At 39.0% G+C, this 24553-nt stretch carries 26 protein-coding genes and 1 pseudogene; 15 read left to right on the top strand and 12 right to left on the bottom strand.

Annotation, left to right across the window (positions count from 1 at the left end; genetic code table 11):
* Window positions 1–4 precede the first annotated feature (4 nt).
* From LAQ65_RS04805 to LAQ65_RS04765, 10 genes are all read right to left on the bottom strand, one after another.
* The gene (locus LAQ65_RS04805; protein WP_224115804.1) at window positions 5–967 is read right to left on the bottom strand and encodes an RHS repeat domain-containing protein; all 963 of its coding nucleotides are present in this window, start codon (window positions 965–967) and stop codon (window positions 5–7) included.
* 419 nt (window positions 968–1386) lie between these two features.
* Window positions 1387–1521: a hypothetical protein gene (locus LAQ65_RS21040; protein ID WP_262901400.1), complete on the bottom strand. Its 135-nt coding sequence runs from the start codon at window positions 1519–1521 to the stop codon at window positions 1387–1389.
* Between the two features lie 182 nt (window positions 1522–1703).
* Window positions 1704–2261 (bottom strand): hypothetical protein, encoded by a 558-nt coding sequence (locus LAQ65_RS04800; protein ID WP_224115803.1) that lies wholly within the window; start codon window positions 2259–2261, stop codon window positions 1704–1706.
* Complete coding sequence (locus LAQ65_RS04795) at window positions 2258–3232, bottom strand: RHS repeat-associated core domain-containing protein (protein ID WP_224115802.1); 975 nt, start codon at window positions 3230–3232, stop codon at window positions 2258–2260. The genes LAQ65_RS04800 and LAQ65_RS04795 overlap by 4 nt, the downstream gene beginning before the upstream one ends.
* Window positions 3233–4364: 1132 nt before the next feature.
* Window positions 4365–4601: a hypothetical protein gene (locus tag LAQ65_RS04790; protein WP_224115801.1), complete on the bottom strand. Its 237-nt coding sequence runs from the start codon at window positions 4599–4601 to the stop codon at window positions 4365–4367.
* 337 nt (window positions 4602–4938) lie between these two features.
* Complete coding sequence (locus LAQ65_RS04785) at window positions 4939–5514, bottom strand: hypothetical protein (protein ID WP_224115800.1); 576 nt, start codon at window positions 5512–5514, stop codon at window positions 4939–4941.
* Window positions 5515–5534: 20 nt separating this feature from the next.
* On the bottom strand, window positions 5535–6584 hold the full coding sequence (locus tag LAQ65_RS04780) for an RHS repeat-associated core domain-containing protein (protein ID WP_224115799.1): 1050 nt from the start codon (window positions 6582–6584) through the stop codon (window positions 5535–5537).
* Between the two features lie 323 nt (window positions 6585–6907).
* Window positions 6908–7111 (bottom strand): hypothetical protein, encoded by a 204-nt coding sequence (locus LAQ65_RS04775; RefSeq protein ID WP_224115798.1) that lies wholly within the window; start codon window positions 7109–7111, stop codon window positions 6908–6910.
* Window positions 7086–7997, bottom strand: a complete 912-nt coding sequence (locus LAQ65_RS04770; RefSeq protein WP_224115797.1) for an RHS repeat domain-containing protein — start codon at window positions 7995–7997, stop codon at window positions 7086–7088. Before LAQ65_RS04770 ends, LAQ65_RS04775 begins: the two co-directional genes overlap by 26 nt.
* A 65-nt stretch (window positions 7998–8062) precedes the next feature.
* Entirely contained in the window at window positions 8063–8641 is a 579-nt protein-coding gene (locus tag LAQ65_RS04765) for a tyrosine-type recombinase/integrase (protein ID WP_224115796.1), read from the bottom strand.
* A gap of 88 nt (window positions 8642–8729) precedes the next feature.
* Between LAQ65_RS04765 and LAQ65_RS04760 the strand changes: the two genes are divergently transcribed.
* The 7 genes and pseudogenes from LAQ65_RS04760 to LAQ65_RS04730 all read left to right on the top strand — a co-directional run bounded on the left by LAQ65_RS04760 (window position 8730) and on the right by LAQ65_RS04730 (window position 15945).
* A complete protein-coding gene (locus LAQ65_RS04760; RefSeq protein ID WP_224115795.1) occupies window positions 8730–12368 on the top strand; it encodes an RHS repeat protein in 3639 nt (1212 codons plus the stop codon).
* An 8-nt stretch (window positions 12369–12376) separates the two neighbouring features.
* A complete protein-coding gene (locus LAQ65_RS04755) occupies window positions 12377–12892 on the top strand; it encodes a hypothetical protein (protein ID WP_224115794.1) in 516 nt (171 codons plus the stop codon).
* A gap of 21 nt (window positions 12893–12913) precedes the next feature.
* Window positions 12914–13522, top strand: a pseudogene (locus tag LAQ65_RS04750) (RHS repeat domain-containing protein); the annotation flags it as partial.
* The gene (locus LAQ65_RS04745; RefSeq protein WP_224115792.1) at window positions 13477–13818 is read left to right on the top strand and encodes a colicin E5-related ribonuclease; all 342 of its coding nucleotides are present in this window, start codon (window positions 13477–13479) and stop codon (window positions 13816–13818) included. The pseudogene LAQ65_RS04750 and the gene LAQ65_RS04745, both read left to right, overlap by 46 nt.
* A 4-nt stretch (window positions 13819–13822) precedes the next feature.
* Window positions 13823–14044: a hypothetical protein gene (locus LAQ65_RS04740; protein ID WP_224115791.1), complete on the top strand. Its 222-nt coding sequence runs from the start codon at window positions 13823–13825 to the stop codon at window positions 14042–14044.
* A gap of 391 nt (window positions 14045–14435) precedes the next feature.
* Window positions 14436–15407: an RHS repeat domain-containing protein gene (locus LAQ65_RS04735; protein WP_224115790.1), complete on the top strand. Its 972-nt coding sequence runs from the start codon at window positions 14436–14438 to the stop codon at window positions 15405–15407.
* Window positions 15388–15945, top strand: a complete 558-nt coding sequence (locus LAQ65_RS04730; RefSeq protein ID WP_224115789.1) for a toxin-antitoxin system YwqK family antitoxin — start codon at window positions 15388–15390, stop codon at window positions 15943–15945. Before LAQ65_RS04735 ends, LAQ65_RS04730 begins: the two co-directional genes overlap by 20 nt.
* A gap of 52 nt (window positions 15946–15997) precedes the next feature.
* On the opposite strand, the gene LAQ65_RS04725 is transcribed toward LAQ65_RS04730, so the two are convergent.
* On the bottom strand, window positions 15998–16228 hold the full coding sequence (locus LAQ65_RS04725; protein WP_224115788.1) for a hypothetical protein: 231 nt from the start codon (window positions 16226–16228) through the stop codon (window positions 15998–16000).
* A 163-nt stretch (window positions 16229–16391) separates the two neighbouring features.
* Here LAQ65_RS04725 and LAQ65_RS04720 point away from each other — a divergent pair, with 163 nt between their 5' ends.
* The 6 genes from LAQ65_RS04720 to LAQ65_RS04695 all read left to right on the top strand — a co-directional run bounded on the left by LAQ65_RS04720 (window position 16392) and on the right by LAQ65_RS04695 (window position 21073).
* Window positions 16392–17390 carry an RHS repeat domain-containing protein gene (locus LAQ65_RS04720; RefSeq protein ID WP_224115787.1) on the top strand — a complete coding sequence of 333 codons (999 nt, stop codon included), beginning with the start codon at window positions 16392–16394 and terminating at the stop codon, window positions 17388–17390.
* A 6-nt stretch (window positions 17391–17396) separates the two neighbouring features.
* Window positions 17397–17750 (top strand): DUF1493 family protein, encoded by a 354-nt coding sequence (locus LAQ65_RS04715; RefSeq protein WP_224115786.1) that lies wholly within the window; start codon window positions 17397–17399, stop codon window positions 17748–17750.
* A 143-nt stretch (window positions 17751–17893) separates the two neighbouring features.
* Window positions 17894–18112 carry a hypothetical protein gene (locus LAQ65_RS04710; protein WP_224115785.1) on the top strand — a complete coding sequence of 73 codons (219 nt, stop codon included), beginning with the start codon at window positions 17894–17896 and terminating at the stop codon, window positions 18110–18112.
* Between the two features lie 342 nt (window positions 18113–18454).
* Window positions 18455–18877, top strand: coding sequence for a hypothetical protein (locus LAQ65_RS04705; protein ID WP_224115784.1), 423 nt, complete (start codon window positions 18455–18457; stop codon window positions 18875–18877).
* 659 nt (window positions 18878–19536) lie between these two features.
* Window positions 19537–20502 carry an RHS repeat-associated core domain-containing protein gene (locus LAQ65_RS04700; protein WP_224115783.1) on the top strand — a complete coding sequence of 322 codons (966 nt, stop codon included), beginning with the start codon at window positions 19537–19539 and terminating at the stop codon, window positions 20500–20502.
* A 1-nt stretch (window position 20503) separates the two neighbouring features.
* Window positions 20504–21073 carry a hypothetical protein gene (locus LAQ65_RS04695; RefSeq protein ID WP_224115782.1) on the top strand — a complete coding sequence of 190 codons (570 nt, stop codon included), beginning with the start codon at window positions 20504–20506 and terminating at the stop codon, window positions 21071–21073.
* A gap of 488 nt (window positions 21074–21561) precedes the next feature.
* Here the strand turns inward: LAQ65_RS04695 and LAQ65_RS04690 are convergent, their stop codons facing one another.
* Window positions 21562–23136 carry an alpha-L-fucosidase gene (locus LAQ65_RS04690; protein WP_224115781.1) on the bottom strand — a complete coding sequence of 525 codons (1575 nt, stop codon included), beginning with the start codon at window positions 23134–23136 and terminating at the stop codon, window positions 21562–21564.
* Between the two features lie 152 nt (window positions 23137–23288).
* Between LAQ65_RS04690 and LAQ65_RS04685 the strand changes: the two genes are divergently transcribed.
* Both LAQ65_RS04685 and LAQ65_RS04680 read left to right on the top strand, forming a co-directional pair.
* The gene (locus tag LAQ65_RS04685; RefSeq protein ID WP_224115780.1) at window positions 23289–23654 is read left to right on the top strand and encodes a transmembrane 220 family protein; all 366 of its coding nucleotides are present in this window, start codon (window positions 23289–23291) and stop codon (window positions 23652–23654) included.
* A gap of 11 nt (window positions 23655–23665) precedes the next feature.
* Complete coding sequence (locus LAQ65_RS04680; RefSeq protein WP_224115779.1) at window positions 23666–24553, top strand: EboA domain-containing protein; 888 nt, start codon at window positions 23666–23668, stop codon at window positions 24551–24553.

Here is a 24553-nt window from a genome sequence, read left to right as displayed (position 1 = left end):
GTGATTATTTTTTCTTTGGAATAGGAAAAGTGAAAAGTATTAAAGGTGCTTTAACACCATTATCAACAAAGTAAACAAGTTTTCCGCCCGGAACCTGCTTTCCAACACTTTTTCCTTTTGCATCCTGCGTATCAAAATATTGCTCTCCCGATTGTGGCGAAGCACGGCTGTGTGCTGCTTCATAAACACTTCCAGGTTGACCTGCTATTGGTGATGAAACTCCAGAAGTTTGTGACATTTTAGCACCTTGGTAAGCCTCTGTTACCTCATGCAGTATATCCGCCCCTGGCTTTCCATAATAATCACTTTGTGCTTTAAGTTGTGAAGGGTTTACTTGTTGGTTAGCTTCAACTGTAGCGACACCATCTTTGGACGGTGCTGGCGTAACTGTATTTCCCAGAAATGCTCCACCTACAACTACTTCGCCTGCCGAATTTTTAACTGCATTAGTAGCATTAACATTAATCGTAATTGATTTATCGTCAATTGCAGTCGTCAATTGCTTAGCATCTGCATTTGGTGTAGCACCCTCAAAGGTTGTATAACTTACTTTACCATCTGCATTCATTGATAAATTTAATTGACCGCTTACAGACTTTTGTAGCTCTGAAAATGCTTTTTCCTTCTCAGGTCCATTTATAATAACATCTGTTGGCCCCATTCCATCCGGATCTATAAATCGTAACGGATTATTAAAGGAATAATTATACGGAGACCATCTGCGCATCCTATCGGCAAGAGGATCAACAGTATACCATCTTCCTATCTGATGATCATACATCCTGAACCCATAATCGTACCAGTCCAGCCCCCCGCCATCACTGAACTCTTTGTTATTAAGTTCTTTGCCATTGTACTTGTATTTATTCTCCGGCTTCCCTGCAGCTCTGGAACTGATCCCCGCCATTGTTAGCCCGAACGGATAGTAATGATTTCCAGCACATCTAGTAAATAGATTGCCTTTCAAAGAACTCCAATCAATTTAAAAATAACGCATTTTGGCAAATAACTTATGCCACCTTAAGGCTATTTATTGTTTGGAACTCAATCCCAATATTAAAATTGCCAAACTTAAAAATCCTATAAATCCTAAAACTATGTTATTGATAAATTGAAAATTTACGAGGGTAATTATAATTATTAATAAAAGATTTAATACTATGGCCCACCAACTTATTTCTGTCTTTCGGAAGTGAAAATAAATATTAAGTATAGAAATTGAAATGAATAAAAATGAGACTACGAATAAAATCAACAATAATCCTACTATAACTCCATAAAGTAATCCTACAACAATAAATGTCAAGAAATATAATAAAATATTAAATAGATTTTTCGTATCAAAAATATAATTGAGGATTTTTCCAAAATAATTTATTGACTCTTTCATTTTTTAACATCATTTTCCTTTACAATTTCCTTTATAGTTTTAGAAGCAACCTCTGAAGAAGATACGCCAGCTGCAGCAGCTCTTTTTCCAACATAGTTATCCAATTTCCTTTGAGCTTGTGCAGTTTTCAATATTCTACTAACTCTGGGATTTTCTTTTGCTATTCTTTCAGCCCTTTCTAATTGCCTTGCAAGACAAACTAAACCCGCAGTGCCTAACAGATAAACTGTTCAATATTTGTCGCATAAAAAAGCCCGGAGATTTGCGGGGCTTTTTATCCAAATGATGGAGTAATACTGCTTGAGAGTAGCTTTTAGTTTAGCATGCCTTTTCGTTTTACTAGCTCTTTAAAGCATTCGTCCAACTTAAGTTTATTACTTTCTAAGTATTCCAATATTTCCGGTTGCAAAGGGGTTTCGTAACGATTTGGACCGCCTTTAATGGTAGTAGAGAAGCCATTTGGAGATAACATGTAAATTTTTTTCTTTGACTTAATGTTAAACCCAACACCAGTACTTAGCTGCTTAAAGTCCCTTGTCATACCGGATAGTATTGCCTTTCCTTTATCAATAAAATCGAAGTTCAGCTCCAAGGTGTCATGCCTAATACTTAAGTTGGTAAATCTTAATGGCAACTCTCCAAACGTAACATTCGTTAAGGTATCTTCTTTGGCCTTATAGACTTGATCACAATGCCATGTATAAATAAACCACCTGGCGCTATCATATAAATCATTTATCCGCAAACTATCAACTGCTGAAGGATATTCAAAACATTTCTCAGCCTTGCCATGTACTTCATTTAATTTGTGTTGCTGCTGATTGGAGTTACAACCCAATGCAGCTATGGCAAGTATAAAAATAAATCTCATTGCCTTGGTATTTTAATAGTTTGATTAGGGCTAGAATTGTAGAGATAAATATTCTTGGCATCTACCATTATTGATCTAACACCCCCTTTAGTTTCGCCATTTTCAAACGCTCTTTGGTGCTCCCTATAGTCACCTCCCGATGGAGCACCTCCAGAAATTTTCGTTACCGATGTTGTTGAAAAAGTACCTACTTGATTTGTGACTTCAACCGTCATATTTCTATCTGTAGGATGAAGATGTATGCTCCCAGCACGTCCTGGCTCATCGCCAGGGCCTCTTGAATCAGCACCTGTTACAGAACCGTTGGAGGTCGCTGGATTGTTACCAATAGAGACGACTCCATCATTAAGTACAGTATTTCCAACTGCCTCAGCTTTTAAGCTGTTGCTTGCAACCGCCTTGCCATCAACCGTCACTTGTGAGTTACTTGTTATTGTTGTTTGATCTCCTATTGATGTGGCAGTGAACTTATCTTTATTATCCGTATAAAATTTTGAAATTGATTTCGTATCATATGTATTGCCATAACCACTAAGGCTTTCGATAGTCGCATTGCCACTTTTAACAGCCTCATTAAATGCAGCTTGATTTTTTTCGGAAATTATTACTGGTGTTATTCTTGTACTACCATCCGGAATTCTATGAACTTCCTTACCTCCATAGTCATAATAAACGTGGTCAAGAGGTGCCATGCCATCCGGATCTATAAACCTAATCGGGTTATTTAACGCATAATTATAAGGAGACCATCTACGCATTTTTTCAGCAAGCGGATCAATTGTATGCCACCTGCCGATTTGCGGATCGTAATTACGTGGACCGAAGTCATACATCTCTAATCCACTACCATCGGAGAACTCTTTGTTGTTAAGTTCTTTACCGTTGTACTTGTATTTATTCTCTTGTTTCCCCGCTGCCTTAGAAGATATCCCCGCCATTGTTAGCCCGAACGGATAGTAATCAACATCCATTTTTGGCTAGGTTTCCTTTTTTACTGGCAACTACTTCCCAGCCATATCAAAGAACTGCTTACAGCATCCAAAATAGACATTTCTATTTTCAATTGATCCTTTCAATTAAAAATTCAGTAGAAAAAAGAAAAGCCTACTCCTGCTGCAGTCTGCAAGGGATGTAACGGAGCCTGGAAGTTAGCCGATAAGCAGCTATACAGCTGTGTTATATTCAAACGTTGATCTTGTGCTTTGAAGTTGAGATCTATTCACTGCCGGGGCTTATCGGCTGGCTGCCAAGTGCAAGTCAAAGCCGTTCCTATTGCCTGGATCTATTCTACTGCTGATCGGCTGCAGCAGGCTGGGCTTTGAGTTCACTGATACCATCGACCGGTACTTCTCTAAAATACAACAGCTGCCAACAGCTTCTGCTATCCGCTATGATGCCGTTCGCGTTAAGCCTGTGGATACATTTCCGTTTACAATTCATTATACCTTCAGAGGGTCGCAGATCATCGTCCTACGGGTATTTAATACAATTCAAAAGAAAGGGAGGTAACCCCGGTAAGTAAATACGTATTGTGCTAATTGCTATCTGCTCCAAAATAGCTTCTTCTTTTAATAATTAAAGTAACTATTAAAATCGTAGCAGTTAAATATGCCAACCCCAGAAGAAGTATAAGCCAAATGCTAGAATGACCAAATTCAAAGTAAAATCCCCGCTCACGCAATAAAATATGAACATAATTTATCAACTCAAAATATACATAAATGAGTAACAAATATGTTGCTATTGCCAAATACAAGTACTTCTTCTTTACTGAAAGAGCTTTCCGATACAAAAAAAAGGATACGACGAGAAACACGCAATAGACTAATGCTAATATAATAACATCTTTCACTTAATCTGTTTTAATTGAATTGAACTATTGGGCAATAATTTGCAAACAAAATTTAAAATGCGGGGGTTAATCAGCCTGTCTTGCCAGATTTTTTAATACTTGTTGCCAACTATTTGTCACGAATGCACCTGCGTCTTATTTTATTTCACATATTAATTCACTTTAATTATAACATCCATGCCTGAGCGAGCGCAAAAAAACTTCGACCCATTCCAACTCGTATTATAATCTCGCCTAAATCTTAATGGGATTTAATTGCCTTTAGGAATTAACCATTTATCTTGAAGAGTTTTGCATAAAAAACCAATTACATATTTTTCATTTGTGATTATTTCAATATCCTTATTTGTTTGTAACTGGCCTAAAGCTTCTTTTATGGTATTCCATAAAAAAGTATCTTCATACTGAACATACGGATGATTCATAACTTTATTTGTTTTTATTTTTAGGGCCATCAAGCCAGCCGCTTTGGAACTGATCCCCGCCATGGTCAACCCGAACGGATAGTAATTCAATGTCTATTTTTTACTATCCCGCCACTCTTGCTGGAACTCTTGTTTCAGCCATCTCAAAGAACTGCTTACATCTCCCAAAATAGCCTTTCTTCTTTTCAATTAAAAAGTAAAATATAACTGCTGCTGCAGGCTTTAAAGGATGTAACGGCTCTTAAAAGGCAACGGATAAGCAGGCACACGGTTATGCTATACATTTATGAAGATAACAAGCATATCTTTTATACTCTCGATGCTCTTCCAAAAAATGTAAAACTTAAAGCTATTTGAGACAATAAAGCCTGGCTGTACCAGGCTTTATTGTCTCAAATCCTTATTCAAACATTCTTCTCCAGCCCGTTGGACTTTCCCAAAATCTTTTATCATTCAAATTATATTTAAAAACTGGTTCTTTCTTTTCATCAAGTACTGTTGCTAATTCCAAAAAGAAATCTTCCTTCAGAGCTTTTACTATTGTTTCTTTATCATCAAAATTTATTTCAGAAAATCTGCACAAACATTTTAATTCAAAAATACTTGAGTCAGCTTCTATCCTTTTCCCTAAGTAACAATTAGCATTATAATAATAAGGCAATTTAGAATCTGAATGAGGGTTCCTGTAAGTAGGGTTTTTCGCTATTACAAATACTGCTATCTTATTCGATGAAGAATCATACATAATTGTATCAATCGTCAAAACTGTAGAATCAAAATATTCCGGGTTTGTAAAAGAGGCTTCACGATTTCTCATTTTCGAATACATATCAGCAAGTATTGCTACACTGTCTTTTGAATAAACAGAATTATCAATGGTTACCTGATTGATAAACTCTTTGGGTGTTTCAAGTCTTTGGCTATTCCCATTACAAGAACTCAAAGTAAAAAGAAATAAAATTATATTTCTGAACATAATTTATTATTAAAAATTAATCACTTCGGCTGTAAATCCCATTTCTGGGTTTGTTCGTTCCAGGTATATGTGCCTTCCTGCATCTGGTTAATATCTGCAAAGAATGAAAATATACTATGTGCATTACTCTTACTGTTACTTTTCTTTTGCTCTACTTTGCCATTCTCCTTTTCATTTGCCAACAAACCATAATGTATAAATTGAAATGTTGGGGTCACACCATCTGCAGTCATATCACTTCCTTCATAAGGATCAAAATCAGATACAAAAGAAATTCTAATTTGCTGTTGTTGCTCTGCCGGCAAAGTTGCAATATACTCTCTTAATGCCCTGACAAAACCCTTGCCATAAGCACCGCCCATGCTATGAGTAACGATTTTAATTGTCTCGATAATATTATTACTGGGGTCTCTTTCAAGATTGGCTATGATAGTTGCTGCATCCTCATTACCCTTGTCATATCCCATCTGATCTCTACCTGCGGCTGTCGCAGATTGCCTACCCGGATACTCAGTGGTCCCATCACCAAATGGATGCCAACCGCCGCCAGAACCGTCATAATACCTGGGAGTATGATGGTCATTTAATTGATCCATCACTTCATTATCAAAATATCTGTCTTTCCCATAAGCCATTGTTGCCCCCCTTCCATTTATTGGACGGTATCCTGCAGGTGTTTGGCCGGCCGGGCCTGTAGTGGTATAATAATTCTTAGCTGTCCAGTATTCATGACCTTTTTCACCAAAATGATTCCCTTGAATAAATATTACAAGATTTCCATCAGGATCAATTGCATTAGTAGGTTGATTTAATGCATAAACATAAGGAGAGGTAGCAAAGTATAATTCGGCTTTACCATCAGTTCTATGCCATCTGCCTATTTGCGGATCGTACATCCTTGCGCCATAATCGTACAAATCCAATCCCCCGCCATCACTGAACTCTTTATCCTGTTTCTCTTTTCCATTGTACTCAAACTTGTTGTCGAGTTTCCCTGCGGATTTGGAACTGATCCCCGCCATTGTTAGCCCGAACGGATAATAATGGATACCATATAAATTATAGGCCAACTTAATTTTTAAAGAATTATTAATTCCTTAAAATGAGCCCAAATGGTTCAATAAATTTTTAAGTAGAACCTAGTTGAGATGCTTGAAGACGGTAGGCTATAGAGATATAATTTGCAAACAAAATTTTAAATGCGGGGGTTAATCAGCCTGTCTTGGCAGATTTTTTAATACTTGTTGCCAACTATTTTTCACGAATGCGCCTGGGTCTTATTTTATTTAACATATTAATTCACTTTAATTATAACATCCATGCCTGAGCGAGCGCAAAAAAACTTCGGCCTATTACAACTCCGAATATAATCTCGCCTCAATCTTAATGGGATTTAATTGCCTTTAGGAATTAACCCATTATCTTGAAGAGATTTGCATAAAAAACCAATTATATATTTTTCATTTGTGATTATTTCAATATCCTTATTTGTTTTCAGTTGGCCTATAGCATCTTTTATGGTATTCCATAAAAAAGTATCTTCATACTGAACATACGGATGATTCATAACTTTATTTGTTTTTATTTTTAGGGCCATCAGGCCAAATTTGATTGCCACCGAAATCAATTTCCTTTATTTTCTTTCCCGTTTTCGGATTTGTAACATCCCAATGATCTTTATGCAGTTGGTCTTTTCTCCAAACATTTCCCTCATCGTCTCTCCATCCCTGACCGTTTCTAAGTTTAGTCAAATTTCCAGGTGGCTCTTGGGAATAATCACCTGTAACAATTGAGTTATTTCTATTAGTGAGAGGTGTATACAAAGGAACTTTGGGGCCAATGGATTCCGAGCCATCGGTTAAAGAACTTCCAGAAGAAAATACATCATATAACCAAAGTGCCCCATTAACAGCTTCCAAAACAGGAATAGCAATATCATCTACTGCGCCTATACCAGTCATATCATCAGCAGCTAAAGCGATGACAACTGTTTGTATATCCTTTGTAGCCTTTGCTAATGTAGAAGATTTACCCTTATTACCCTTTTTTTCTTTTCCATCCTGTTTTTTAGGCTTTTGTATATCCTGCTTTTCACCATCTTGAAATTGCTGAATAAATTCTGCTATCTCACCACTAACATTGGTGCTTGCATTTCCATTTGCATCAAATGACCACATACCATCAGGGTCTACAAACCTAATAGGATTGTCCATAGCATTGTTATATGGCGACCACTTTCTATCTAATTCAGATTTAGGGTCTATCGCCCACCATCTGCCAATCTGTGGGTCTTGGATCCTTGCACCAAAATCATATTCTTCTAATCCGCTGCCATCGCTAAACTCTTTCTCTTGCTTTTCCTTGCTGTTATACTCGAACTTATTGTCTAGTTTCCCCATCGCCTTGGAACTGATCCCTGCCATTGTTAGTCCGAACGGATAGTAATGATTTCCAGCACAACTAACAGGGGGATTGCCTTTCAAAGAACTTCACGAGCTCTAAAAATAGCATATTTAGGCAATATTGGTATGAGTTTAAGCCTTGGTATTTACCCAAATAGTTTATCCTGTGCCTGGGATATTTCACGGTTGGAATAGTCTTGGGCCAGAGTGACATAACGGTAAAATTCCTTACTGCCTGCAGCATGACCTGATAATTTCCGGACTATTTGTTCAGGAACCCCCATTGTAAGCAAACTGGTAATGGCAATCCTTCGCATACTGTGTGAGGTTATGTGATCGCATAACCTGTATCTTGCCCCAGATTTTGCCTTGATTTCTACCAGTTTGCCATTCTGGTGTCTGAATTTGGGCCTTAGTTCGGTAAATCCAGCCATTTCCATGATTTTTTTCAGGTGGATATTAAAGTTGACATTGGAGATTTTCGCAAATATTAAGTTGCTCTTTAGTTTTTTCTGCCGGTCTATGATTGCCATGGCAAATCCTGGTAGCGGTATGGTCACAAATGCCCCTGTCTTTGTGGTCGCTACTTCTAAATAGAAACCATGATTGAAACGCCGGATATTCGTTTTTTTTAAATTAATCAAGTCCGTATACCTTAACCCAGCGATACAGCCAATAATGAATATATCCAGACTTTTTCTTAAAGGCACTGTTAGCTTACGCATAAGTTCCGCATCCTCAACCAAAATCCTTAATTGATTATTATCAAGTATAACCGGGTCAGCACATGCTGGTTGGTTGTGCACCTATTATTTGTATGATGATCTCAACCTGCTGCGGGTAGTTATTCAGCCTAATGGTGTGGACTATATGCAATCCAATGCATGGCCGGCCAGTACAAGTATCGGCACTATTAAAAATGAATTTTGTTTCAGGTATGAATATGATAGCCGCAGGCGGATGATCTTGAAGAAAGTTCCTGGTGCTGATTATGTGGCTATGGTATATGATCAGTGGGACCGGCTGATTTTGACCCAGGATGGCAACCAAAGACCATCCGGTCAATGGCTGTACACCAAATACGATGCACTGAATCGTCCTATTATAACTGGACTTTATACCAATACTGGTACCACTACACAATCGGCGATGCAGGGACTGGTTACGTATGCGAAACTGGCAAGGTTTGAGAATTTCACTCCAGGCGCTACGCAGCCGCAATATTCACTCAGCCTAAGCTTCCCTTCTGTCACAACTGCTACAGTATTAACGGCAACCTACTACGATACCTACGACTGGACAACCAATCTAAATAGCGGATTCAAGACATTGACTACCACTTATTCAGCTTTATTAAACAGCAGCATCCAGGCCAGTTTCCCAGACACAATCGCCCAGTCTTTTCAAACTTCGGGCAAGGTAACCGGGGTTTGGCAGAATACCAGTCCGGCCATCTACAGTGCACAGTTGTACGACAAAAAAGGAAGAGTCATTCAAACCAAATCCATTAACATCACTACCGGAACCGACATACTCACCACGCTTTATTGTTACAATGGCAGCCCGGCAGTCCAGGCCCTGGTACAAAAAAATGGAACAAGCGGGCAGGAACATGAAATATGGACACGTTATAGTTACGACAGTTTATGGCGGGTGACGCAAACAGACAAAATGTTGAAACATCCGCAGGTCAATGGAGCTGCCTACAGTGCCTGGAAAACAGTTAGCCAGGTGAAATATGATGCACTGGGCCAGGCAAGCCAAAAAACGCTTGGCGGTACATTGGCAATTAACGATTACCAATACAATATCAGGGGTTGGTTACTTTCAATCAATAAGGACTTCGTGCCCTCCGCGGCGAATATAACCGGCAAGTGGTTTGGGATGGAGTTGGGCTATGATAAAGCTTCTCCGGATAAGAACTTTGGCACCGGGTTATACAATGGAAACATTAAAGGCGCAGTTTGGCGCAGCAAGGGCGATGGAGTTACCCGCTCCTTCAGTTATGGCTATGATGCTGTAAACCGGATAATGTCTGCAGGATTTGCAGGAAACTCCGGCGAAGATTATTCCGTAACCATGGGCAATGGTACCGATCCCAACACCGCCTACGATTATAATGGAAACATTAAAGCCATGATCCAGAAAGGTTGGGCTAATGGTGCGAATGGTACCACCATTGATAATATTACATACGCATATATTTCCAATAACAGCAACCGGCTGGCTTCGGTTACTGATGCCGGGATGGCCAATGCCAACCAGGGAGACCTGTCAGACAAGAATACAGGTTCAGATGACTACGCCTATGACGTAAACGGTAACCTTACAATAGATAAAAACAAAAGGATCAGCAATATCACCTATAACTATTTGAATTTGCCCCTGGTGATCAGTGCAAAGAAGGATGACTTTACTACAACCAAGGGATCAATTACCTATAGCTATGACGCTATGGGTACCAAATTGAAGAAAGTGACTTTTGATTCCGCTGTTTCAGTACCAACACCAACGGGTAATGTTATAAGTAATATAACTACTACCACCCTCTACCTGGGAGCTGCGGCATATGAAAGCAAGTTGTATTCTGCTTCAGGCCTTAGTGCCATGAATTACAGTGACCGTTTGCTGTACCTTGGATTTGAAGAGGGCCGGATTCGACTGGAGCAGGCAACAACAGCCACTTGTACAGCCCAGCCCATCCGCTTTATTTATGATTATTTCCTGAAGGACCATCTGGGCAATACAAGGTCTGTACTTACCGAGCAAAAAGAAGCCATGTGTTACCCAATGGCAACTTTAGAAGATTCAACCGTTGCCAACGAGTCAAAATATTACAGCATAACCGACAGCCGTCGTACCCTGGTCAGTTCAGTTTCAGGCGCTTCACAAACTGACTTTAACCAGAAATTCTACAAAGTCAGCGGTGCCATATCCGGACAGAACAGTGGTCTGGGAATTGTTTTGAAAGTAATGGCTGGTGATAGTATAAAAATCCTGGCTAAGTCTTTTTACAATACCGGTGGCACTACACCAAGTACCCTTTATCCACTGGTGGCAGCCGATATCATAACCGCCCTTTTGGCTGGATCAGGATTCCCCGCAGGAAAGATCGATGCTTCAGGCCTGACCGGAATCAGCGGAAATGTATCGGGCATCAATACTTTCCTCACAAATAATAATGCAGGCTCAGGAAAGCCAAAGGCCTTTTTGAATTACATGTTGTTTGATGACCAGTGGAAATACGTGAGCGGAGATATTGACCCTGTTGGCAGCAATGCCGTAACCCAGACCCACTCAAAATTCACGACAACACCAATTACCATAAATAAGAGCGGATATATTTATATTTACGTCAGCAACGAGAGCAATATCAATGTGTTCTTTGACAATCTTGTAGTTACCCATACGCCGGGTCCGATTCTGGAGGAGACGCATTACTATCCGTTCGGGCTAACAATGACGGGGATATCCAGCAAGGCGGCAAGTAAGTTTGATAACAAATACAAGTTTAATGGTAAGGAGCTCAACAATAAAGAATTCAGTGATGGAACAGGTTTAGAAACCTATGACTTCGGTGCAAGAAACTTCGATGCAGAAATCGGAAGATGGCAAAATATTGATCCTCTAGCGGATGATTACGATAATATTTCATGCTATGCTTCAGTATTGAATAATCCAATTCGATTATACGATCCAAATGGTATGGAAGTTGTTGAAATTGGGGATGGTGTGAAATTTACAAATGAAGATGCTAAATCAGCCTTATTAGTACTCTCAGGTAAAGCAAAAAATGTCATTATTGATGTAAATAAAAATGAAAAAGATAGACTTTCCATAAACGCAGATGATAAAAAGCCATCCTATGGTGCGTGGGCTGTATTTTCGGTTGCGAATCTAAACCTTGCCTCAAACGCTCTCGAAGCTTTTAAAGATAATTCATTGGATAATCTAGTTATTTCGAATCATGGAGCAAGCGCAAAAGGACAGTCTTGGTTTAACATTTATGATATTAGAAATGTAAATAGGGATGATGAGTCAGTATCAACTAACGAGTTTAGAAATTATTTAAATAGAAATCCAAATGATGAAATGACAACTAGTAATAGAGAGGTTCAACTATTTAAAAATATAGGACAAAAAGTTAAAAAGGGGGGTAATCTAATTTGGGCTTTTTGTTACACGGGGAAAGATGAAATCGGGGAAAGAACTGCAATGTATCTTTCCGAATTGTATAATGGAAATCGGAATGTTTTCTTGCCAATTGGATATGCAAGAACTGTTTATAATATTTGGTCTACTGGTAAAGCTATAAATGTTAACCACTCTTTAAATGGCCCTGGGAACCCTGGCTGGCTAAAAGCAAATAGCAGCGGTGTCGCAAGAATACGGGATATTGTACTAAGTTATAGTGCCGATCAGCCAGTAAAAATTATTACATCTAATAAATAGTTTTTGGTATGAAGTATTCCTATGTGATACAATTTTATATATTGTCAATAATTTGTTTTCCGGAAAATATTTATGCTCAAAAAACAGATCAATTAATCCAAGGCGCACAAATAAATATTTTACCTAAAGTTTCAAAAAGTAAAAAAATATTATTTTTAAGCGGGCCTCAATTAAAGTCAGATTTACTTAATAGTAATGATGTATTGAAATATGTGAAACTTTGCAATGAAGATGGTATAACTAATGGAGTGCTTGTAAATGTAGAAATCAAAAAAGACAAAACTGGAAAAATTATAACAAGAATTAATAATAACCCAAAGAATGATTTGGAATCCTTATTTCATCACTTTATTGACACACATTTTTTTAAGTATTCTTGGTGCTTAAAAGGAAATATTTCTTATGCACGAATTAATATTGATTTTTTTTATTTTCAAAACGAAACAAAGTTGGAATATGAAATTTCATATTTTAAAAATGATTGGAAGTTTGAAATAGAAAAAGGTATGCTATTTATAAAATAGCATACGCATTACTATCCGTTCGGGTTAACCATGGCAGGGATCAGTTCTAAATCCGCAGGGAAACTCGACAACAAGTTTGAGTACAATGGAAAAGAGAAACAGGATAAAGAGTTCAGTGATGGCGGGGGATTGGATTTGTACGATTATGGCGCAAGGATGTACGATACGCAGATTGGAAGATGGAATGTAATTGATCCAATGGCTGAATTAGGTAGAAAATGGTCGCCTTATAATTATGTTTTAAACAACCCGCTCCGATTTATTGATCCTGATGGCAAATGGACCATGAATGCAAATGGAGGTGCAGTCACTAGTGAACTTAATGAGATTTCGAATTTTTTAAGTAATGCAAGGAATGAATTAGAGCAATCAGGTGAAGCCGGCGATCCGGAAAAAAGGAATAAGAATCAATCTAAAAAAGAAAATACTTCAGCACGAAAAAACAAACTTTCAGTTAAGGAGGCAGCAAATGGTACTTCAGATTACCTAATTCCCGGCTGGTATCAATCCGGTAAAGCATATGCAGCATTCGAAAATGGTGATTACATTGAAGGTTCAATCAGAATGATAAATTGGGTTGGAGAATGGGTGCTTTTGGCATATCCCTTGGAACAGTTGAAGAATATTTGATTTCAAGTCATACTGAAGCAATTGCCACTAAAACAGCAGCAAATGGTGGAAGTAGTTGGATTTATGGTGCGTTTAAAACAGACGCCAAATGGGCCAGTCAACTTTCAGAGAGAGGATGGACTCCAGAACAGATCACTGAAGCTGTAACGAAAGGCAAACGATTTGATGCTGTGAATTTAGTACATAAAGGTAACCCTGCTTCAAGGTATGTGCATCCAACAACGGGCCAATCAGTGGTTATTGATGATGTCACAAAGGAACTTCTTCATGTCGGCAAACTTGATTTTTTATATTAAGCCTATGAATATATATATACGGTTGTTAAATGAGGGGACTATAGTATATAGACCCGTGCCTGCTACTGAATTAGAAAAAAATGTTTACGAAGTTGAGGGATTAGATATTTATAATCCAGAAGATGAAATCTGGGAATTTCTCCCAGGCACTTTTGTAGTTGTTGAGCCAATTGAAATCAATGGAGTAATCGTTTTAGTTGCAAAAAATGAATTTAGACCTCTTTGACGAATTTTTGTCTTTAAATATTATATAGTTAAGGTAATCCTTCTAAATTATATTGTCGTAGCTGTACCGTGTTTAAAAATTAATTTTTTATTTGAATTTAAGTTATTGTGAAAAATTACTAAACATTCAATTGTGCTACGATATGACTTTCTGCAGTATGCGAAGGATTTCATTAAGTGTTTACTTGCCATGTGAGTTCCCCAAATAATAGTTCGGAAATTATTATGCAATGCTGCGGTAGTAATGAAAATTACTGGGCTGTTACTTTAGCTCAAGACTATTCCAATCGAGAAATATCCCAGGCACAGGATAAGTTATTTGGATAAATACCCCGGCTCAAACACATACTAATATTGCCTAAATATGCTATTTTTAAAGCTCTTGAAGATCTTTGAAAGACAATCCGCTCTCAAGTCGTAACGGAAATCATTACTATCCGTTCGGGCTAACAATGGCGGGGATCAGTTCCAGAGCTGCAGGGAAGCTCGACAACAAGTTTGAGTACAACGGCAAGGAAAAACAGGAGAAAGAGTTTAGTGATGGCGGTGGCCTTGAAATGTATGACTATGGCGCCAGGATGTACGATCCGCAAATTGGAAGGTGGCATGTAATAGATCCACTAGTCGAAAAATACTACTCTCAAACGCCCTATAATTATTCACTCAATAACCCAGTGTTATTTAATGATATGGATGGACGAGATGTCGACCCAAGTAGATTGAAGGGTAAAGACAATGTAAATGCGTTAAAGAATTTATTGTCGACCAAAGATGGGTATAAGCTTATTGCTCAGTTCATGCATAAAGGTCAAAGTATTAAGGTCACAGTTGATGGAAAGACCACTACATTCAACTTTAATAAAGAGGGATCAAGGGCCAAAGATAATTTGGTGCTTGCGAGTAGTAAAAGTGAGGAAATAAATCCTGAAAGCCCTGGGGCGGGAGGCCTTCCTAGAGAGGGGCTTACCAGAGAGTATGAAAGAGATAATTATGATAATGAGATTGGCGATAATAAGGATTATGATATAAGAAAAGGTGTAACCTATTTGGTAAATCTGGATGAAAGTCGTTCGGAATCATCATCTACCAATACGCTGGCACATGAACTGACAGTTCATGTGGATCCCAATGTTAACCGTGTTCAAAATATTGAAAAGCAGGCAGTGGACGGCACATTAAAACCTGGAACAGAAGCCTACCGAAAGCAATTGGAAATGGTTAGGAATAGTGCAGCAAGAGATCATGATGTATTAGGTCAAGGTCAGAACTCAAAATATATAAACATTTCTGCGCAGCTTGATAAATTGAAAAACACTAACCAATACACAGAACATTATAAGCAAGATGCGAAAAAGAATAAATGATAATATTATAGTTGCGGTCTGTCTAATATTTATTATTGGCGTTAGTGCCTCATGTAATCAGAAGGAACCCAAAACAGAAGGCAAATTGGTAGTTAAAGAAATGCCTGATGGGAGTACAAGAGTTATTGGCGCTGTGATTAATGACAAGAAGCAAGGCTTGTGGGTTAGTTATGATGATAGCGGAAGGGTGACGTCGCATGATACTTACATCAACGATAGCCTTACTGGTGAATCGATTGGTTATTTTGAAGACGGTACAATATCGTCAATAGGGAACTTAAAAAATGGACAACGTGAAGGAAAATGGATTATTTATTATGATAAAGATAAAATTGCTCAAAAGGGGAGCTATAAAAACGGGTATCAACTAGGGATTTGGGAATATTATACTGAGGAGGGCAAGCTTGACAAGAAAGTTGAATACTTTAAAGATGGCGCAAAAAAAATTGTAGAGGATAATCATTTAACGCCACCAGTACCTAATAGAGTTGGACCTTCACTGATTTCAGATAGCAATAATCATGCGATTGTTAAATGAGTATTTTAATGGTGTGTTCCAATTAGAGTGGGTATCAATCTAATTTTTTCAATCATTTTTTGATGATATTATCTGCGATATTTTCCAATTCGTTCTTGTCATTGTCATAGATGGAGAGCAGGTAGACGGTATTGCAAGTGATACGCACATGAGTGATGAAGCGAGCGCCACCGGATTTTCCTTTTCCTTGGGAGGTAATGTCTAGGCGTATTTTGTAGCAGTTGTTGCCGAGTTCGGTGCCGGTGGTGGGTTCTTGTTCCCGTTGTTCAATTAAGGTTGCCAAGCCAAATATTAAAAAACAGTGTGAAGAGTCAATTCATTCCTTAAGTCCTGAAAATGAATCATTTTTTTTCTTTCCAAAAAAAATGAAATATTTTGGAAGCGGTAAGAAGTTCTTCGAGATAGCTGAAAAGTGGTTGCCGGAGAAATGGTAATCCTAGCCAAAAATGAATTTTGATTACTATCCGTTCGGGCTAACAATGGCGGGGATTAGTTCCAAGGCCATGGGGAAACTAGATAACAAGTTTGAATACAACGGCAAGGAAAAGCAGGAGAAAGAGTTCGGCGACAACAGCGGTCTCGACTGGTACGACTATGGTGCGCGGATGTATGATCAGCAGATCGGAAGGTGGCATGTGGTAGATCCATTGGCGGATAAGATGAATAATCATTCTCCTTACAATTATGTATTCAATAATCCTCTGTTATTTGTTGATCCTAAGGGTATGGAACCATTGTGGGTTGATGCCGGCCAAGGTCGAACAAAAAAATCGAGTTGGGATGCAATGGTGGAGGCTAAATCACACAATGATGGTTCTCGCGGCTTCACATCGAATGCAGGGCTAAATGATTGGGTTCATAACAAAAAAGATGGTCGCGTGTATTGGGATCCCAACGTGAAATCAGCGTCTGATCTGAAAAGTGACGACTTAGAATATTGGGGAAATGGGAGCGACAAGCGAACATATAAATCAGGTGGTCGGGTAGTTCAGTTAGGAGAGAATGCAAGTTGGTCATGGCTAAAAGAACCTGAAACAGGGGAGAGTTCTTTTGAAGATGTTAACTCAACCATCAGAGATTGGAGTGCATTAGGTCTGGCAGTGACAGATTTTTATTTTGATAAAAAGGGATTAGCAAATGTACCAACATGGTTAGTTGGGAATTATGGACGAGGAATTGCAATGCCAGGAGCAAAGCCATATACCAGCTTTCTTTCCATTCAATTGCGCCGACTAGGATGGCAACATGGTGGGCGGATTGTTGGAGGTGCTCTTAGCGGAGTCTCTTTTGCAACAGAGACAATAGATAATGCATACTATTACAATAAAATCATTAACGAAGGGCAATCAGTAAACCAGATTGAGCAACATTATTCTGGATCGAACCCGATGATGTGGATATATGCAAATAAAATAGAACCGTGGTTAATAAGACTGGGTAAATAGTAATAAATGGAACTCGTTAATCCTAAGTTGGAATTATTTATTCGTAATTTCTGCAAACAGCAAAAAATAAAATACGTTGAGCCATTGAGTCTAAATACGAATATAGAAACCGAGTTGAATATATTTGATGTAGATGCTGATTTGTTTATTAGCCGTTTTGTAGAAGAGTTTAATATTGACTATTCTAGCTTTAATTGGAATAAATATGGCTATCCAGTAGGCTCGTCTTTAGTTGCTGTTATGTCCTTTTTTTTAGGAAGGGAATCAGAATATGTAAAAAAAATTGCTAAGAGACATAAGCATACCACATTTACAATTATGGTATTGCAAAATGCATTGGATTCGGGGAGGCTTATTTGAGTTATAGGCTTTAATCTATAGTATTTGCTTGCTCACGGAGTTACGCCATCGATTTCTGGTAGGAATTAAACACGTGCAGGATAATTATCTGTGCATCTGTGACAGTGTAATGTATAGCGAATGGAAAGGTGTTCGGACTTACCATGGCTGGCATATCCACCAAGGCAGCAGGGAAACTCGATAACAAATACGAATATAGCGGCAAGGAGAAGAATGAGAAAGAGTTCTCTGACGGAGGTGGTTTAGAATTGTATGATTATGGAGAAAGAAACTATGACGCACAAATTGGCCGGTGGCATGTGATTGATCCATTAGCAGAAATGGGCCCGAAGGTTGTCTTCTTATACCTATGCATACAATAATCCGATTCGGTTTATTGATCCTGATGGTATGATGTCATATGGATTTAATTTGGAGGAAACCAGCGATCCCATTCAGGATAAGTTTAATGATAAAATTAGAAATGGGGAAATTGGATTCTTTTCAAATGAACCTGGTAAGCCTGCTACAAAAAAAACAAGTACGGTCAAAACTTTATTAACTATAAAAATAGTGGTTACATACCTGCAAGTGATCTTGATAATGTTACAGTTACCGGCAAATGTAAGTGTCCGCAGCTAAAGGGAATTTCATCTTCTGCTGTTGGTGATAATACCTTAGTTAAAAGGGGATATGTCGGTGCAAAAGGAAGCGCGGGAGACGATATGTTTAAAAACCTGGTTGAAGTAGGTGGAAACCTGGCAGATTATGGAGAGAAAATATCGCAGATTGGTGGCCATGATAAAACTGCCAATATCCTTGGTCGCATGGGTACTGGATTTACACTTACCGGAATTGGACTAAATATAGCTGATGGGAATTATATAGATGCTGGTATTGGTGCATTGAGTCTGACAAAGTTAAATCCTTATGTATTTGTATTTCAAACTGCACAAGCGGTATTGACTTCTGATTTTACCTTGAATCAAGCCGCTTTTGAGGCAAATCAAACCATGACCAGTTATTTAATGGCGGGTTCCGCAGCCAGGGCAAATGGAGATAATGAGTTGGCAAATTCCTATTTCAATGAAGCTGCAAAATACGAAGCCATACGAAACAATTTGCTTAATATGAAACTAGCTAAATAATGCCGATAATGAGAATGCTGAGGTGCTGTATTTTGATTAGTCTTTTATTCATTTCATGTGAAAATATAGACTCTAAGCACGCCGTCAATATTGAAAACAAATTGTCTACTAAATTTGACTCGAGCAATATTTTGTCGGATAATCTTAAGCAGATTGCTGATTCATTGTACGATAAGGGTAGCTATAAAGATGCAAAAATATACCTTGATAAATTGATAAGTAAGGATACATTAAATGGTGAATATTACTTCAAGCGAGGTTATACTAATAGTATGCTTTTAAAACGAAAGGAAGCCATTACAGACTTTCAGAAATCAATTGATTTGAATTTTCGTATTGTTGATTCATACTTTAATGCTGGTATTAATAGCTCTTACGATAACGATAGTCTTGCATTGACATATTTTAAAAAGTGCTTGAAAATATCGCCCAATCACCATAAGGCTAGGCTTGAAATATTGGACTGCGAGAAAAGATTAAGTTCAACTCGGGAAGATGTAAAGCTGACCCTATAATACTTATTTGCGTTTTATTATAGGGGGTAAGAAATTTTAAATATTTGAAAAAAAGAAATGTCTATTTTGGATGCTTTAAGCAGTTCTTTGAGATGGCTGAAACAAGAGTTCCAGCAAGAGTGGCGGGATAGTAAAAAATAGACATTGAATTACTATCCGTTCGGGTTAACAATGGCAGGGATAAGCAGTAAGGCAGTAGGTGGATTAGAAAACAAAAAGAAGTATAACGGGATAGAGTTTGACAATGACCTTGGTATAAATACCTATGAAGCATTTTATCGAGACCTTGATCCACAAATAGGTAGATGGTGGCAGATAGATCCGAAGATCGAAGAGGAGCAAGAAAGCTTTTCGCCGTATAGCTCCATGTTAAATAATCCGATTCGGTATGATGACCCCAAAGGAGATTGCCCTTTTTGTGCAGTAGTAGGAGCTGGAATTGGTGCTGTCGTTGGTGGTGCAATTGAAGCAGGAGTGCAGCTTTATAAAAATGGTAGAGTAGATAATTGGAGTGCTGTCGGAGGAGCAGCAGTTCAAGGTGGAATAACGGGCGGTGTAGCAGGGCTGACTGGTGGTGCTAGTTTACTTGTTACCGTTAGCGCAAATGCTGGAGCAAATGTTGTTGGAGGAGCCGTCAATAGAGCTATTCAAGGGAAAGGAACAACATTGAGTGATGTCGTTGTAGACGGATCATTAGGCGGAAGTCTTGCTGCTGCTGGCAAAGGGGCGGGAGTTTTAGTTAAAAATGGGCTAGACAAATTGTCAAATTCTTCAAAAGGAGTTCTTGGAGAAGCTGTTACCGAGATCAAATATGCCGCGCGAGGTTACCGCAGTACCGGTAAAGCTGTAGTTGAAACTGGAGGTACTACACCAACTGGTAGAGTTCAGGTTGCTCGATATGATCATAATATGGAAAATGTGTTTACGGGGAAAAAATTAACAGTTGAAAGTAAATTTAACGCTTCCGATCTGACAAACAACCAGAAAGCAGCCCAGGGAAATGTAACAACCTCAGGAGGCTTGATAGTCGACCGGACAACAAGCCTGCAATTAGGCAATGCGACACAAAGCATTGTAACAGGTAGTAGCGGGCAAGTAAAAAATGATTAATATGGGATTGTTTTACAAAGTATCGCCCAAGAAACTTTTTGAAGTGCGAAATGAAATATTTGTAAAAAATGGAATTCCTGCACTAAAAAAAAGTGGTTTCGTAGAATCGCCATACACAGGAATGCGCTTTGGGAAAGTTGTCGCGGGAGTATATGCATATGATTTATGCAGATTGAATTCACATTCTCATTTGGAGTTTATTACTACATATATTTCAAAGGGAGATAGGTGGATAAATGTATATTTAAATATTTTTGAATTGAAACCGGCTTTGAACTCACAAACTCAATTGCATGGCCTCAGTGAAATGCAATTTCATCTGCCACCAAATAGTGTTACCAGGATGCGTCTGCGTATAGATGATTATAAGGGTATGCCTCTTTTTAGAACCGTAGAATACCGAATAAGGTCTTTTTATTCAGAAAAAGGATTCCAAAAACGCATAGAAGAGTTAAGCGATTTGATCGAAAGCGATTTAAATAATATTAATTCTTTTGTAAAACATTGGTATAACATTCATCAGCCGATTATAACAAACTGGGAAGGAAAAAAAATTGATAAACCGGAATAGCAATGTTTTTTTGTCATTTAGAGACTTACTCTTTAACCGGTTCATATCCTTAGCGCCTGCCTGCCCGGCAAACCTTACGGAGCGGCCCCCTTAACCAGCGCATCATTATCCCGTTATGCCAGATTGACGGCTAATGGCCTGGCGGTTAACCTGGCTAATTGTGGGAGTTTGATGTGTGTTTTTAAGGACCACTTAAGGACCAGTTAAGGACCACATGAAGACCACGTGAAAATGCACCGAAATGCGCTCCCGCTGCCCGCAAACAACAGGCCATCAACTTTTTGTAAAACGTGAAAAATGACAAAATGTCAAGGGTGAGTGGTAGCCTGATCACTCGTAAAAGGAGTGGCCCGTTTGGAAAACAGGTCGTTTTTCGTAACCGCGGCGGGCAAGCCATTGCCGGTAAACCTCCGGTCCGTCGGTAAGACCTGACCTTTAATTGGCTTTCAATTCTTTGCCTGGCTTAAACTTATTAATCGTGCTGCTTTTCAGTTATTACCTTCTTCGATTTTAAAGCCCCAGGCAGTCTGGCAAGGCCTTAACGCTGCGTTTTGAAACTGTTCCGGGATATTGATGACCAGCGAATTTTTTGTATAGCTCCATTGCAGTGGTTTTTCATAGCCCAGCATGTATATTTCTGAATCTTTTTTCGGCTTTACTGTCTGTAAGGTCATCTGTTTGCCTGGCCAGGATAACGTAAATGCATAAGTGTATTTTTTATCTTTTGTTGTAGTATAGCGGATATTTTCACCTTCTTTCCAGGCAGCTGCCCTCGGCCGGGTGGCATAAATGCCCTGCCCGTTTATCTTGAGCCATTTGCCGGCTTCCAGCAATTGTTTGACAGCTGTCGGATGGAATTTGCCGGTTCCGTCCGGGCCAATACCAACCATGAAATTGCCGCCTTTCGCAACAGCATCCACTAAATTCCGGATGATCCACGGACTTCCCTTGTAGTGCGCACTGACTTTATCATAGGAAAATGTATTGCCCAGGGTATTGATGACCATCCAGGGCATATGTGTGTTTTCCTTGTCGCCAGGGGTAAAACCTTCCGGCGTATAATAGTCCCCGTAATTGCCTATTCCCCGGCATCTTAACATCACATCGGGCTGTATCTTACGTAGTTCTTTTATGGTTGCTTTTGTTTGCGGCCAAACCATTGGCCCAAACCATTGGTCAAGGCATAGCATATCTATCTTGCCATAATTGGTGAGCAACTCTGTAAGCTGTTGCCTGTGCCTTGCCATCATCCTTTCAGTGGCTTCTGCTGTAGGTTGTGGCGTTATGATATTGGAAAAGCTCTCCTTGAAATTATTGCTGTCGCAATAATTCCTTAGTGGATTAAGCCTTGAGTCCTCGGTTTGCAGCGGATGGAAATTGTAAGGACGGAAATCTGCATCATACCAGTCGGGATGGGAAAAATAAAGGTCTATTTTAATCTTGTGCTTATGCGCAGCATCACATAACTCTTTTACGATATCCCGCTTAAAGGGTGTTTCCATGATACTATAAGCAAGGTCACAGTCTTCTATCTTAGGGCCACCGGGAGCAGTATAATTGGCCCTTTGCTTAACATGTGCTTTCGTGTCGAACATGGAAAACCCTTCATGGTGTTTCGTGGTAAAAGCAAACACTTTTAATCCGGCTGAATCAAAAAAAGACATCCATTCCTCTGCGTTAAACCCGGTTGGATTAAATGATTTATATAAATTCTGGTATTCTTGTTTTTTCTCGTTCGTTAGTTTTAAGAAACCCCATGATTCATGGTCCATCTGCCAGATGGAATAAATTCCCCAATGGATGCGAATGCCAAATTTCATGTCATTGAACGATTCATAGGCGTCCTCAGGGGCGTGTTTATAATCAGCGTCCGGGATTTCTTCCACGAAGCTTTTAACCTGCCTGTAGTGGTCATCGGTAGAAGGTAAATGGATATCCCTGCTTTTTTCCTTTTCCCGCTCAGAAACAGGGGCGCTCTCACTTACGGTGGTTTTATGTTCCTTGCAGCTTACTGCAGCAATAAGGAAAAAAAGCACGGGGAAAATTGAAAGTTTGGTACTCATAAGCTTTGTTAAAATATGCGGAGTATTATATATATTAATTTTGTCGGATATTAAAATTGGCTGGTTAATTCAGGATTAGCAGGTTGTGTCCAAATTAAATCATAAAATTAGATAACTTGCTTTTTTTACGCTTAAACCGTTAATGCAGATTTATGCTCCTGATAATTTTAAATGTCATTTTTTGCCTTTCATTTATAGGTTTTGCCTATGTAAACCTGAACGATAAGGATGCCTTCCTGTGGGTTAGTATTTATATGGTGGCCGCTGTATGTTGTGGATTGGCAGCTTTTCAGAAATATTACCCTACCATTTATTTGGTGGCTATTGTTTTCTACCTGGCTTATGCTGCTAAACTTTTTTTCGCAAAAGACGGTGTCCGGGACTGGATAACCAAGTATAAAAAGGAAAGTTTAGTGCAAAGTATGCAGGCGACAAAACCATATATCGAACAAACCCGGGAATTTTTCGGGTTACTTATTATCAGTGCTGCTTTAGTAATTAACTATTTCGCAGCTTAATACATAACAGTGTGAAAAATCAGATTTATTTGTATGATGTGAGGGCGTTGTCGGAATTGTTATCAACTTTTATCAGGCAATATGTAACGGTCGAAAATTATTCCTGGCTTGAGGAAAAAGCCGCTCTTGTAGCCTCGGAAAATAATGCTGCCCAATTGAATCTTTCTTTTGCTGCCATTTCACGAAAAACTGGGCGGGCAGATACCAGGTTAAATGCTGATCAAAAGAAGCAGGTCAGCGTCATCCTTCCGGGATTTTCTGTTGATGGCTGGCCTTTGCACAGGTTATGCAGGACCTGGATACTGCTGCAGGTGAATCCTGGTGATCAGGATAATTACTGCAATAAAATAGGGGGCCTGTTTAAAAATGCGGAGATGAATGAATTGGCAGACCTATATGCCGCTTTGCCGGTATTTGCTTATCCGGGCATGTGGGTGAATCGTTGTGCAGAAGGGATTCGAAGTAATATTGGGATTGTGCTCGAAGCGATCATGTATGATAATCCATACCCCGCTGAATTCCTGGATGAGGCATCCTGGAACCAGTTGGTCCTGAAAGCTTTTTTTACGGATAAGGATGTCAATCGCATCATTGGCCTGGATAACAGGGCAAACCCGAAACTGGCTTCAACACTGATAGACTATGCCCATGAACGGTGGGCGGCTAAACGCCAGGTCAATAACCAGCTTTGGCGATTGGTGGCTAAGTTCATTGATGCAACTAATTTTCCCGCCATTCAAAAGATAGCTGCTTCCGAAGACCTTACTACCCGAAAGGCTGCGGCATTAACTTGTTCCCAGAGCGAATACGCGCCTGCCAGGAATTTGTTGGATAAGGTGCCGGACCTCAGAAATGATATTATTGAAAACAAATTGAACTGGTTAAATCTAAACTCCTGA

The organism is Flavihumibacter profundi (assembly GCF_020076305.1).
In the GTDB taxonomy this organism is placed as follows: Bacteria; Bacteroidota; Bacteroidia; order Chitinophagales; family Chitinophagaceae; genus Flavihumibacter; species Flavihumibacter profundi.
Note: the sequence above shows the minus strand (reverse complement) of the source record. Positions and strands in the feature narration are given on the sequence as shown.